General features: G+C 55.8%; 9 protein-coding genes. 7 read left to right on the plus strand and 2 right to left on the minus strand.

Features of this window, described 5'->3' with window-relative positions; genetic code table 11:
- The gene (moeB, locus tag C5523_RS18790) at positions 1-771 is read left to right on the plus strand and encodes a molybdopterin-synthase adenylyltransferase MoeB (RefSeq protein ID WP_108701763.1); all 771 of its coding nucleotides are present in this window, start codon (positions 1-3) and stop codon (positions 769-771) included.
- Between the two features lie 644 nt (positions 772-1415).
- On the opposite strand, the gene fsa is transcribed toward moeB, so the two are convergent.
- A complete protein-coding gene (gene fsa, locus C5523_RS18795; RefSeq protein WP_108701764.1) occupies positions 1416-2078 on the minus strand; it encodes a fructose-6-phosphate aldolase in 663 nt (220 codons plus the stop codon).
- A 134-nt stretch (positions 2079-2212) separates the two neighbouring features.
- Here fsa and C5523_RS18800 point away from each other — a divergent pair, with 134 nt between their 5' ends.
- The 4 genes from C5523_RS18800 (at position 2213) to C5523_RS18815 (ending at position 7977) form a co-directional block, all read left to right on the plus strand.
- Positions 2213-3112, plus strand: coding sequence for a glycyl-radical enzyme activating protein (locus C5523_RS18800; RefSeq protein WP_108701765.1), 900 nt, complete (start codon positions 2213-2215; stop codon positions 3110-3112).
- 4 nt (positions 3113-3116) lie between these two features.
- Positions 3117-5549, plus strand: a complete 2433-nt coding sequence (locus C5523_RS18805) for a formate C-acetyltransferase/glycerol dehydratase family glycyl radical enzyme (protein ID WP_108701766.1) — start codon at positions 3117-3119, stop codon at positions 5547-5549.
- Between the two features lie 191 nt (positions 5550-5740).
- Positions 5741-6553 (plus strand): Cof-type HAD-IIB family hydrolase, encoded by an 813-nt coding sequence (locus tag C5523_RS18810; protein ID WP_071195624.1) that lies wholly within the window; start codon positions 5741-5743, stop codon positions 6551-6553.
- A 167-nt stretch (positions 6554-6720) separates the two neighbouring features.
- Entirely contained in the window at positions 6721-7977 is a 1257-nt protein-coding gene (locus C5523_RS18815; RefSeq protein ID WP_108701767.1) for a DUF1479 domain-containing protein, read from the plus strand.
- Here C5523_RS18815 and C5523_RS18820 read toward each other — a convergent pair.
- Entirely contained in the window at positions 7974-9047 is a 1074-nt protein-coding gene (locus tag C5523_RS18820; protein WP_108702359.1) for a LacI family DNA-binding transcriptional regulator, read from the minus strand. The genes C5523_RS18815 and C5523_RS18820 overlap by 4 nt on opposite strands.
- Before the next feature lie 298 nt (positions 9048-9345).
- Between C5523_RS18820 and C5523_RS18825 the strand changes: the two genes are divergently transcribed.
- Together C5523_RS18825 and C5523_RS18830 are read left to right on the plus strand one after the other, a co-directional pair.
- On the plus strand, positions 9346-10650 hold the full coding sequence (locus C5523_RS18825; RefSeq protein ID WP_039077185.1) for an MFS transporter: 1305 nt from the start codon (positions 9346-9348) through the stop codon (positions 10648-10650).
- Between the two features lie 15 nt (positions 10651-10665).
- Positions 10666-13029, plus strand: coding sequence for a TIM-barrel domain-containing protein (locus tag C5523_RS18830; protein WP_108701768.1), 2364 nt, complete (start codon positions 10666-10668; stop codon positions 13027-13029).
- Positions 13030-13069: the final 40 nt, after the last annotated feature.

Genomic DNA, 13069 nt, shown 5'->3' on the forward strand with positions numbered 1-13069 from the left:
ATGGCAGACGAGTTGAGCGATGAAGAGATGCTGCGCTATAACCGGCAGATTATTCTGCGCGGCTTCGATTTTGATGGCCAGGAGCGGTTAAAAGCATCACGCGTGCTGGTGGTGGGATTAGGCGGTCTTGGCTGCGCAGCCGCACAGTATCTGGCTGCGGCGGGGGTTGGTCAGATGACGCTGCTGGATTTCGATACCGTGGCGCTCTCTAATCTCCAGCGCCAGACGTTGCACAGCGACGCGACAATTGGCGAGCCAAAGGTGGAATCCGCCAAAGCTGCCCTGGCGCGAATCAATCCACATGTTCAGCTCGACACCCTTCACGCCCTACTGGATGAAAGCGCCCTGTCGACGCAGATTGCCGCCCACGATCTGGTGCTGGATTGCACGGATAATGTCGCCATTCGCAATCAGCTCAACGCCGGGTGTTTTGCGCTAAGTGTTCCGCTGGTCTCCGGTGCCGCCATTCGTATGGAGGGGCAAATCAGTGTCTTTACCTGGGGGGACGGCGAGCCCTGCTACCGCTGTCTGAGCCGTCTGTTTGGTGAAAACGCGCTGACCTGTGTCGAAGCAGGCGTGATGGCGCCGCTGGTGGGGGTGATGGGTTCATTACAGGCGCTGGAAGCGATTAAAGTGCTGACGCGCTTTGGCGTGCCCGCCGCCGGGAAAATCGTGATGTATGACGCGATGACCTGCCAGTTCCGGGAAATGAAGTTGCTGCGCAACCCCCAGTGTGAGGTCTGCGGAGGTAAACAGCAAAAGGCAACGTAAGTTGCCTTTTTAATGTTTGCTCCCTCTCCCGTGGGAGAGGGCCGGGGTGAGGGCATCAGACCGCACAGGGTAAATTGCCCGGTAGATGCTGTAAACGTCTTCAACCTTGTTAGCCACGGCTAACTCGTTTTCCCACATAGCAACCATAGCGACATCTTTGTCCCCCCCTGGCGCAGAGCGTACAGCGAGGGGGTTAAGTCCCCGCTGAAATCGGTGAGACGAAGACCTGATGACAAGGTCAGGCCGCCAGGGATGGCGGTCTGAGGTTTGTCGAGACAGGACGTCGAGTCAAACCGACCGCAGGCAGCGGGGCGGGAGGCGAACGCAGTGCGAAGCACCGATTTCTTTGCGGGGCCGCGGGGATTGTAAAGGGGAACGCGGTGTTCCCCTTTACCCGTTCACGTGTTCGGGAGGTCCATTTCGCCATGAACATAAGGTGAACGGAACCCACCTCCCGAGCCGCATTTTCCCCCTCACCCTGGCCCTCTCCCCAACGAGGAGAGGGGACCGTTCGTGCTCGCGTTTTTTGTTGGGATTCCTCAGCCCCGGGGGAGAGGGAGAAAACCGGTGGTCGCCCGGATCAGGCGTTTACGCCGCCATCCGGGAAAGACATTGATGTGGAACCCTGTGTAGCCCCCACAGGGTTAAATCGATGTCCGGCCAAACGCCGCTTGCCAGTCCTGCTCAAACTTCGCGACAGCAGCCTCTACCGCGGGCGCGGCGATAAACTGTTGCGCCACATCCAGCGGCAGCGTAATCGACTCACAGCCTGCCAGCAGACACGCCAGCGCCTGGCGCGGTGTCTTAAAGCTGGCCGCCAGCACCTTCGCCCCTGGCGCATGCAGGCTCAACAAACGCTGTAAATCATTTACCGTCTGAACTCCGTCACCGCCCTGCGCATCCACGCGGTTCACATACGGCGCGACATACTCTGCCCCCGCGAGTGCAGATAACAACCCCTGCCCGGCGCCGTATACCGCCGTGCCAAGCGTTGGAATGCCTTCCGCTTTCAGACATTTAATGGCTGCCAGCCCCTCCGCCGTCACCGGCACTTTCACCACCAGGTCGGGAATAATGGCACGCAGCTTATGAGCATCCGCCACCATCCCCTCAGCGGTGTTCGCCATTACCTGGGCAAACAGGCGACCTTTGCCATCCAGCGCGTCGTACAGTTGCGGCAGCAACACCTCAACAGGCGTTTTGCCTGCCGCCACAATACTCGGATTGGTGGTCACGCCCGCCAGCGGAAAAATGCGCGCCAGCCGTTTCACCGCCGCCACGTCTGATGTATCGAGATACAGTTCCATTCTTTCACCCTCAAAATGTGAGATTCAGCATGCTTTAAAACTAACACGCACCAACCTGCCCTGGAGTTGACCTTTATCAATATAACTTTCATTCGAAAGTAATTTAATCTTCATACGCAAGATGAGGGCAACCTATGATTTTCAATATTCAACGCTATTCCACCCATGATGGCCCCGGTATTCGCACCGTCGTCTTTCTAAAGGGCTGTTCATTAGGCTGCCGCTGGTGTCAGAACCCGGAGAGCCGCGCCCGCGAACGCGAAGTGCTGTTCGATGCCAGACTGTGCCTGGAAGGCTGCGATCTTTGCCAGCAGGCCGCCCCGAAAGCCATTAGCCGGGCGCTTAACGGCCTGCTTATTGCCCGTGAAAATCTGACGGATAGCGACCTTAACGCTCTGACCGACTGCTGCCCGACGCAGGCACTGACCGTCTGCGGGGAAGATAAATCCGTTGAGGACATCATGGCGACAGTGTTGCGTGATAAAGCCTTTTATACCCGCAGCGGCGGCGGTATTACCCTTTCCGGCGGCGAGCCGTTTATGCACCCGGAGCTGGCTTTCTCCCTTTTTAAAGCCAGCCACGAACACGGGATCCACACTGCCGTTGAAACCTGCCTGCATGTGCCATGGCGCTACATTGAGCCCTCTCTGCCCTATGTGGATCTGTTTCTCGCCGACCTGAAACATGTTGATAGCGGCGCGTTTAAACAGTGGACCGACGGCAGCGCCAGACGCGTGCTGGACAACCTGAAACGACTGGCACAAGCCGGTAAGCAGATGACCATTCGCGTGCCGTTGATTCCCGGCTTCAATGCCGATGAAAAATCCATTGCCGATATTACCAATTTTGCCGCCGACGAACTGAACGTCCGCGAGATCCACTTTTTGCCCTATCACACGCTGGGCATGAATAAATACACCTTACTCAGTCAACCCTACACCGCCCCTGACAAGCCGCTTGATGCACCGGCGTTACTGACATTCGCCCAGAACTACGCCTGCGAGAAAGGGCTGACAGCGATATTACGAGGATAATCTCATGACGACGTTACAACTCTCGACCCTGACCGACCGTATTAAGGCGCATAAGAACGCACTGGTGCACATTGTAAAACCCCCGGTGTGTACCGAGCGTGCGCAGCACTACACCGAGATGTATCAGCAGCACATGGATAAGCCCATTCCGGTACGCCGCGCGCTGGCGCTGGCGCATCATCTGGCGGCGCGTACCATCTGGATCAAGCACGATGAGCTGATCATCGGCAACCAGGCAAGCGAAGTGCGCGCCGCGCCGATCTTTCCGGAATATACCGTCAGTTGGATTGAAAAAGAGATCGATGACCTGGCAGATCGTCCAGGGGCTGGCTTTGCGGTAAGTGAAGAAAATAAACAGGTGCTGCACGCCATTTGCCCGTGGTGGCGTGGCCAGACCGTGCAGGATCGCTGCTACGGTATGTTTACCGATGAGCAAAAAGCGCTGCTGGAAACCGGCATCATCAAGGCCGAAGGCAATATGACCTCGGGCGATGCGCATCTGGCGGTGAATTTCCCGCTACTGCTGGAAAAAGGGCTGGACGGCCTGCGCCATAAAGTGGATGAACGCCGTTCACGTATTAACCTTACCGTTCTGGAAGATTTGCACGGTGAGCAGTTCCTGAAAGCGATTGATATCGTGCTGGATGCCGTCAGCCTGCACATTGAGCGTTTCGCCAACCTCGCCCGTCAAATGGCCCGTGCAGAAACCCGCACCAGTCGCCGCGATGAACTGCTGGCGCTGGCGGAAAACTGCGATGTGATAGCCCATGAGCCGCCGAAAACCTTCTGGCAGGCACTGCAACTGTGCTACTTCATTCAGTTGATCCTGCAAATCGAATCCAACGGCCATTCTGTCTCCTTTGGCCGTATGGATCAGTATCTGTATCCGTACTATCGCCGCGATGTGGAGCTGGACCAGTCGCTTTCCCGCGAGCAGGCCATCGAAATGCTGCACGGCTGCTGGCTGAAATTGCTGGAAGTGAACAAAATCCGCTCCGGCTCGCACTCCAAAGCCTCTGCGGGCAGCCCGCTTTACCAGAACGTCACCATTGGCGGTCAGAAACTGGTCAACAATGCACCGATGGATGCCGTGAACCCGCTCTCTTACGCGATTCTGGAATCCTGTGGCCGCCTGCGCTCAACCCAGCCGAACCTCAGCGTGCGCTACCACGCGGGCATGAGTAACGACTTCCTCGACGCCTGCGTACAGGTGATCCGCTGCGGCTTCGGGATGCCGGCGTTTAACAACGATGAAATCGTGATCCCTGAGTTTATTAAGCTTGGCGTCGAACCACAGGATGCGTATGACTACGCGGCGATCGGCTGTATCGAAACCGCCGTCGGTGGCAAATGGGGGTATCGCTGCACCGGGATGAGTTTTATCAACTTTGCCCGTGTGATGCTGGCAGCGCTGGAAGGCGGTCGCGATGCCACCAGCGGCAAAGTGTTCCTGCCGCAGGAGCATGCGTTGTCGAAAGGCAACTTCACCCACTTCGACGAGGTGATGGCCGACTGGGATACGCAGATTCGCTACTACACCCGGAAATCGATTGAGATTGAGTATGTTGTCGACACCATGCTCGAAGAGAATGTCCACGATATTCTCTGTTCCGCGCTGGTGGATGACTGTATCGAGCGGGCGAAAAGCATTAAACAGGGTGGCGCGAAATATGACTGGGTGTCCGGCCTGCAGGTGGGCATCGCCAACCTCGGCAATAGCCTGGCGGCGGTGAAAAAACTGGTCTTCGAACAGGGGGCCATCGGGCAACAGCAGCTTGCGGAGGCGCTGGCCGCTGATTTCGACGGTCTGACGCATGAGCAGTTGCGTCAGCGTTTGATCAACAACGCGCCGAAGTATGGCAATGATGATGATAGCGTGGATGCGCTGCTGGTACGCGCTTACCAGACCTATATCGATGAACTGAAAAATTACCATAATCCACGTTTCGGACGCGGCCCGATTGGCGGCAACTATTACGCCGGGACATCGTCTATTTCCGCCAACGTGCCATTTGGTGCGGCAACCATGGCGACGCCGGACGGACGTAAAGCCAAAACGCCGCTCGCCGAAGGGGCCAGCCCGGCATCGGGCACTGACCATCTCGGCCCGACAGCGGTGATCGGTTCAGTGGGGAAACTGCCGACGGCGGCGATCCTCGGCGGCGTGTTGCTTAATCAGAAGCTAAACCCGTCAACGCTTGAAAATGACAGTGACAGGCAGAAACTGATGTTGCTGTTGCGCACGTTCTTTGAGGATCATAAGGGCTGGCATATTCAGTACAATATTGTGTCCCGTGAGACGTTGCTGGAAGCGAAGAAACACCCGGATCAATATCGCGACCTGGTGGTGCGTGTAGCAGGCTATTCTGCATTCTTTACCGCGCTGTCACCGGATGCGCAGGATGATATTATCGCGCGTACCGAGCATACGCTTTAACCCTGGCATGACCTCTGCGGTCTGGTGCCCTCACCCCGGCCCTCTCCCACGGGAGAGGGTGCAAACACCAAAAACGGCAACCAGGGGGTTGCCGTTTTGCTTTCACCTTGCTTTCGAATGAAATAAATTTGTGCTTCAGGTCACACTGTTATTACAATGTTACGAGTGGTACCCAGACCAGGAGCTTATGTATGACTGTAAAAGTTATCGTCACTGATATGGACGGAACTTTTCTTGACGACGCCAAACAATACGACCGCGATCGTTTTATGGCACAGTTTGCCCAACTCAGGCAGCGTGATATTGAATTTGTCGTCGCCAGCGGCAACCAGTATTACCAGCTCATCTCCTTTTTTCCGGAACTGAAAGATCAGATCTCTTTTGTCGCCGAAAACGGCGCGCTGGTCTTTGAACACGGTCAACAACTGTTTCACGGTGAACTTACCCGTCATGAAGCCCAGGTCGTTATCGGCGAGTTACTGAAAGACAAAGCGCTGAATTTCGTCGCCTGTGGGCTGGAAAGCGCCTGGGTCAGCGAAAACGCGCCGGATAGCTTTATCGACCTGATGGCAAAGCACTATCATCGTCTGCAACGCATCAGCGACTACCACCAGATTAACGATACCCTGTTCAAATTCTCGCTCAATTTACCGGACAGTGACATCCCGCAACTGATTGATAAATTGCATGTTTCGCTGGATGGCATCATGAAGCCTGTGACCAGCGGCTTTGGTTTTGTCGACCTGATTATTCCCGGTCTGCACAAAGCCAACGGCATTACCCGTCTGCTGAAACGCTGGCAGTTGTCGCCGCAAGAGTGTGTGACGATTGGCGATAGCGGCAACGACGCCGAAATGTTGCGCATGACGGCGTTTTCGTTCGCCATGGGTAACGCCAGCGACGCCATCAAAGCCATTGCCCGTCATCGCACCGATGACAACAACCACCAGGGCGCGCTGAATGTGATTCAGGCGGTACTGGACGGTGCTCCCCCGTTCCAGTGATTTTCCCGGCCGGAGTCGTCGCTCCGGCCTTTCCCCTTCTCTCTTTCCCTGCCCTTCTTTCAGCTTTGTGCTCTGCATCAAGTTTTTAAACTTGCATTAACTTATTTTTAACTTAAATTATCACTTGTAAGCTTAATTACTTTCGAATGAAAGATTGCGAGGCCATTATGACGTTCACCAGCGAAACTTTACCCGTCGACCATAAAGCGGCTATCCGGCAAATGAAGCAGGAATTGCGCCAGCAAATCGGTGACGTAAAAGCCGTATTCAATCAACTCCACGCGCGGATTAGCCAGCGCGTCGCAGAGATCAACGCGTTAAAGGCGCAGGGCGAGGATGTCTGGCCGGTGATCCCCTTTGAAGCGGTAAAACAGGGGCGGGTAAGCGAGCAACAGCGTGCGCTGATTAAACAACGCGGTTGTGCGGTGTTCAAAGGGCATTTCCCCCGCGAGCGGGCGCTCGGCTGGGACCGCGACATGATGGCCTACCTTGAGCAAAACCACTTTGATGATGTCTACAAAGGGCCAGGCGATAACTTCTTTGGATCTCTCGATGCCTCTCGCCCGGAAATTTACCCTATCTACTGGTCGCAGTCACAAATGCAGGCACGCCAGAGCGACGAAATGGCTGCCGTGCAGTCGTTCCTCAACCGCCTGTGGCGCTTTGAAAGCGAAGGGACAACGTGGTTTGACCCGGATGTCAGCGTGATTTACCCGGACCGTATTCGTCGCCGTCCGCCGGGAACGACGTCAAAAGGTTTAGGTGCCCATACCGATTCCGGCGCCCTGGAACGCTGGCTGCTTCCGGCGTATCAACGGGTCTTTGCCAACGTCTTTAACGGCAAACTGGACGAATACGATCCGTGGGATGCCGCGCATCGTACCGAGGTGGAAGAATATACCGTCGAGAACACCACCAAATGTTCAGTGTTCCGTACCTTCCAGGGCTGGACGGCGCTCTCCGATATGATCCCAGGCCAGGGGTTGTTGCATGTCGTGCCGATCCCGGAGGCAATGGCCTATATTCTGCTACGCCCACTGCTGGATGATGTGCCGGAAGATGAGCTGTGCGGTGTGGCTCCGGGTAAGGTGCTCCCCATTTCGGAGAAATGGCACCCGCTGCTGATAGAGGCGTTAACCTCCATCCCGGCGCTGGAAGCGGGCGACTCCGTCTGGTGGCATTGCGATGTGATTCACTCCGTCGCCCCGGTAAACGATCAACAGGGCTGGGGTAACGTGATGTATATCCCCGCCGCCCCCCTGTGCGAGAAAAACCTCGCCTGGGCGCGTAAAGCAAAAGTCGCGCTGGAAAATGGCGTATCGCCAGGTGATTTTCCGCGCGAAGATTATGAAGCAAACTGGGAGGGGCGCTTCACGCTGGCCGATTTAAACGCCTATGGAAAACGGGCGCTGGGCATAGACTAAACGTCATACAGCCCTTCTCGCTCCACGGCGGTACGTCGTTGTCCCGGACGTATCCGCCGTACCGACTCCCTCACTACCAGCATGCCATTAATCAGCAGCGAGCCAATTGCCGCCTGCGGGCGAATCAGCCGTTGCTGCAACATGTGAACGGCCTCAGTACCAAGTTCATCGCGCGGCACATGAACCGCCGTCAGCGGTACGTCCTGAATGGCGGCCAGGTTGAAGGCATCAATGCTCATCACCGAGACATCCTGCGGAACGCGTAAGCCGCGTTGTTGCAGCGCCCGCACGGTCCCTTCCGCCATAAAATCTCCCCCGACTAAAAACGCGGTCGGCGGGTTTTTATGTGCGGGACTGTCGAGCCACTCTGCAACCCGCTGCTGGGCTTCTCTGGCGCTAAAACTGGGAACAGTGATCAGATCGCGCTTACTCTGAAAGCGCAGATTTCGCTGTTGCCAGGCTTCTTTAATGCCCGCCAGCCGCAGATCCATGGTGTAGCGGCGCAGACACATCACGACCACCATATCGCGATGGCCGGAGTCAAACAGATAGTCAGCGGCAAACTCACCGATTGCCCGGTGATCCGGGGCCACCGTCGGCAGGCGCATCCGCTTATCGCGGCAGTTAATCAGTACGCAAGGTTTGGCAAAATCCGCGGCCAGTTCGTGAATATGCGGATCGTCAATCCCCAACAAAATTGCCGCCTGGGTTTCCGGCTCATTCATTCGTGAAATAAATACATTAGCATCGCTATCCAGCTCCTCCAGCGGGCAGTAACGCAGCCGCACCTCATGAGAATCCAGCGCCTTACTGATGCTTTGAATCACGCGGTAATAAAAGATATCGGAGCGCTCATCGAACGCCCGCTGTGGCGCGAAGATCACCAGGTTATTGAGCAGCAACCTCCCGGCGGCAATCCCCTCCATTACCCCTAACTCACGCGCACATCCCAGTACCAGGCGTCTGGCCGTTTCGCTGGTATTGGCCTTACCCGCCAGCACACGGGAAACGGTGCTGGTCGACAGGTTGGTGCGCCGGGCGATTTCAGTGATTTTTAGCTTTTTATCCATTTTGTGATCTTGCTCCGTTTCCGCAATGGGAAAATTTTCATGAAACACAGGCCTCATGAATACTGATCTGGAAAGCATAGTGCCCTTTTCTTTGGCGAATTGATGAGAATCTTTGCACAAAATCCACTATGGCTGACCTTTTTTCTCCCCTAACGTAAAGATGTCGTACAACTTCCATACTAGTTGTCGGCGTATTTCAGGCTAAAGCAGAAAAAAATCCCCAGGCGGTCCAGATCGGTATAACAAATTTCGAATGGCCCGCAACGACTTCCCTACAGAACGGTGCGTGGAGAAAAAAATGAGCCAGGGAATCAACAATAATGAAGTGGTGGCAAGCAAAAGCCGCCGGATAGTCAAAAACTTACGCTGGTGGGTGCTGGTCCTGTTTTTACTGGGCGTCACGGTGAACTACATCACCCGTAACTCGCTCGGCATTCTTGCCCCCGAACTGAAAACCAGTATGGGCATTACGACCGAGCAGTACTCATGGATTGTGGGCGCTTTTCAGTTAGCCTATACCGTTTTCCAGCCATTATGCGGTTGGTTGATTGACGTGATTGGCCTGAAAGTGGGCTTTATGGTCTGTGCCATCATCTGGGCGCTGGCCTGTATTTTCCACGCCGGGGCGAGCAGTTGGTTGCAACTGGCTATTTTGCGTTTCACGATGGGGGCATCCGAAGCGGCCGCCACGCCAGCGAATGCCAAAACCCTGGGCGAGTGGTTCCCGAAATCGGAGCGCCCGGTTGCCGCAGGGTGGGCTGGCGTTGGTTTCTCGATTGGCGCCATGCTGGCACCGCCAATTATCTATTTTGCCCATGCCTCTTTTGGCTGGCAGGGCGCGTTTATGTTTACCGGTGTTCTGGCGCTGGTGTGGGTGCTGCTGTGGTGGGCGTTTTACTATAACCCGGAAAAACACCCGAACCTGAGCAAAGAGGAACTGGCCTATATCAAGCAGGACAACGAGGCGCCTGCGGTCAAACTGCCCTTCTTTTCCGCGCTGAAAACCGTCGCCAAAAACAAACGCTTTTACGGTATCGCCATCCCGGCGTTTATGGCGGAACCCGCCTGGGCCGTGCTGAGCTTTTGGGTACCCCTGTATCTGGCGAAAGAGCACGGGATGGATCTTAAGCAAATCGCCATGTTTGCCTGGCTCCCCTTCCTTGCCGCCGATCTGGGCAGCGTGGCAAGCGGCTATCTCACCAAACTGTATACCCGCTGGTTCGGCTGCTCTCGGGTGAACTCGGTGGTGGCAAGCTCCGTCACCGGTGCGTTTCTGATGATCTCGCTGGGCATCGTCGCAATTACCCGCGATCCCTATATCACTATCGTGCTGATCTCGATTGGCGGTTTCGGCCACCAGATCATCTCCTGCATGCTGAGCGCGCTGGTGGTGGAATCCTTTGATAAGGGCCAGATGGCTACCGTTAACGGTATGCGCGGCTCGGCGGCATGGATCGCCAGTTTCCTCTTCTCTCTGCTGATTGGCGTTACCGCTGACAAAATCGGTTTCAATCCGCTGTTTATCGCAATGGGCTTTTTTGACCTGATTGGGGCCATTTTCCTGGTGTCATTTATTGCTGAACGTCGCGCAAAACGCGTCTGATAATGGATGTCTGATATGAAAACGTTGAAAAACTGGACCTTACAAAAACAGGCGGCTCACCATATTGAACTGTTGGTGGATGGGCAGCATACGCTGTGCCTGTATGTGCTGGAAAAAACGCTGTTCCGCGTGCTGTTAAAACGTAAAGGTGAGCTGGCGCTGGACAGAACCTGGAGTATTGCCCCCACGCAGGATGTGCCATGGGAAGGCCGTCACCGTGAAGATATCAGCGGCTTTACCTGCCCGGACTGGACGCTTGAGCAACACGACCAGCAGTTGGTTCTCGCCACCGAAGCGTTACGGGTCACCGTGCACCAGCCGCTGTGGCTGGAATGGCACTATCGTAATGAGGCCGGGGAGTGGCAATGGCTGGCAGGCGATCGTCCTACCAGCGCCTATCAACTTAATGCGCATGGCGACGGTGTGGCGCATTATCTGAGCCGTAAAAACGATGAGCGGTTTTATGGTCTGGGCGAGAAAGCAGGCAATTTGCAGCGTAACGGCAAACGTTATGAAATGCGCAATCTGGACGCGATGGGCTATAACGCAGCCAGTACCGATCCTCTCTACAAACATATTCCGTTTACCCTCACCCGCCGGGACGACATCAGCTACGGTCTGTTTTATGACAACCTGAGCAGTTGCTGGCTGGATTTGGGTAATGAAATCGATAATTACCATACCGCCTATCGCCGCTGGCAGGCCGAAGCGGGCGATATCGATTATTACCTGTTTACCGGCGCGCGGGCGCTGGATGTCACCAAAGCGTTTGTCCGCCTGACCGGGAAAACCCTGTTTGGGCCGAAGTGGAGTCTGGGCTACAGCGGATCCACTATGCATTACACCGATGCGCCGGATGCGCAAAACCAGCTAATGAACTTTATTCGCCTGTGTTCTGAGCATGCGATTCCCTGCGATTCGTTCCAGCTCTCTTCGGGCTATACCTCCATTAATGGTAAGCGCTACGTCTTTAACTGGAACTACGACAAGGTGCCGCAGCCAAAAGTCATGAGCCAGGCCTTCCACGATGCGGGCCTGAAACTGGCGGCCAATATCAAGCCGTGCCTGCTGCAGGACCATCCACGCTATAACGAAGTGGCAGAGAAAGGGCTGTTCATTCGCGATTCAGAAAAGGATGCGCCAGAACGTTCGAGCTTCTGGGACGATGAAGGGTCGCACCTCGACTTTACGAATCCGCAGACCGTCAAATGGTGGCAGCAAGGCGTGACCACGCAACTGCTGGAGATGGGCATCGACTCTACGTGGAATGATAACAACGAGTTTGAAGTGTGGGATGGCGAAGCCCGCTGCTACGGTTTTGGCCGCGAGATTGCCATCAAACATATTCGCCCGGTGATGCCGCTGCTGATGATGCGCGCCTCGCTGGAAGCACAGCAACGATTCGCCCCGGATAAACGTCCGTACCTGATCTCCCGCTCTGGCTGCGCCGGGATGCAGCGCTACGTACAAACCTGGAGCGGTGATAACCGGACCAATTGGGATACGCTGCGCTTTAACACGCGAATGGGGCTAGGGATGAGTCTGTCCGGGCTGTATAACGTGGGGCACGATGTGGGCGGCTTCTCCGGGGATAAACCGGATGCTGAACTGTTTGTTCGCTGGGTACAAAACGGCGTGATGCACCCTCGTTTCACCATCCATTCATGGAATGACGATCATACGGTGAATGAGCCGTGGATGTATCCGGGGGTGACACCGGCCATTCGCAGCGCCATCGAACTGCGTTACCGTCTGCTGCCCTATTTTTATACCCTGTTGTGGCAGGCGCATGCGGATGACGAACCGATGCTGCGCCCGACTTTCCTCGATCACGAGCATGACACGCAGACGTTTGAAGAGTGCGACGATTTCCTGCTGGGCCGCGATATTCTGGTGGCCAGCGTAGTCGAAGAAGGTCAGCGCGAACGCCGTGTCTGGCTACCTGCGAACGAGACCGGCTGGTATGATTTTTACACTCACGAGTGGTTCTGCGGCGGGCAGTGGATTGTGCGCGACGCGCCGCTGGAAAAACTGCCATTGCTGGTCCGCGCCGGGGCGGGATTGCCGCTCAGCGCGCGAATCAGGCATGTTAGCGCGACGGCGGATGATACCCGTGAGCTGAAACTGTTTCCGGTGAAAGGAACGGGGCGCTCAGACGGGTTGCTGTTTGAAGATGATGGTGAGAGCTGGGGTTATCAGAACGGGAATGCTCTGTGGCTGGAATGGACAATGGCCTGCGACGCGGACTCTATCAATCTGACGATCGCCGCAACCGGTGATTACCGTCCGGCATGGCCGTCGCTTAAGGTATCGTTACCGGCAGGCGAAGGACGTAAGCTTCTGATCAACGGCGAAGCGCGGAGCGAGTGGGTGCTGTAGTCCCCTCACCCGGCCCTCTCCCAAAAGGGAGAGGGTGAAT

Origin of the sequence: Phytobacter sp. SCO41 (assembly GCF_003073275.1) — a bacterium.
In the GTDB taxonomy this organism is placed as follows: Bacteria; Pseudomonadota; Gammaproteobacteria; order Enterobacterales; family Enterobacteriaceae; genus Phytobacter; species Phytobacter diazotrophicus.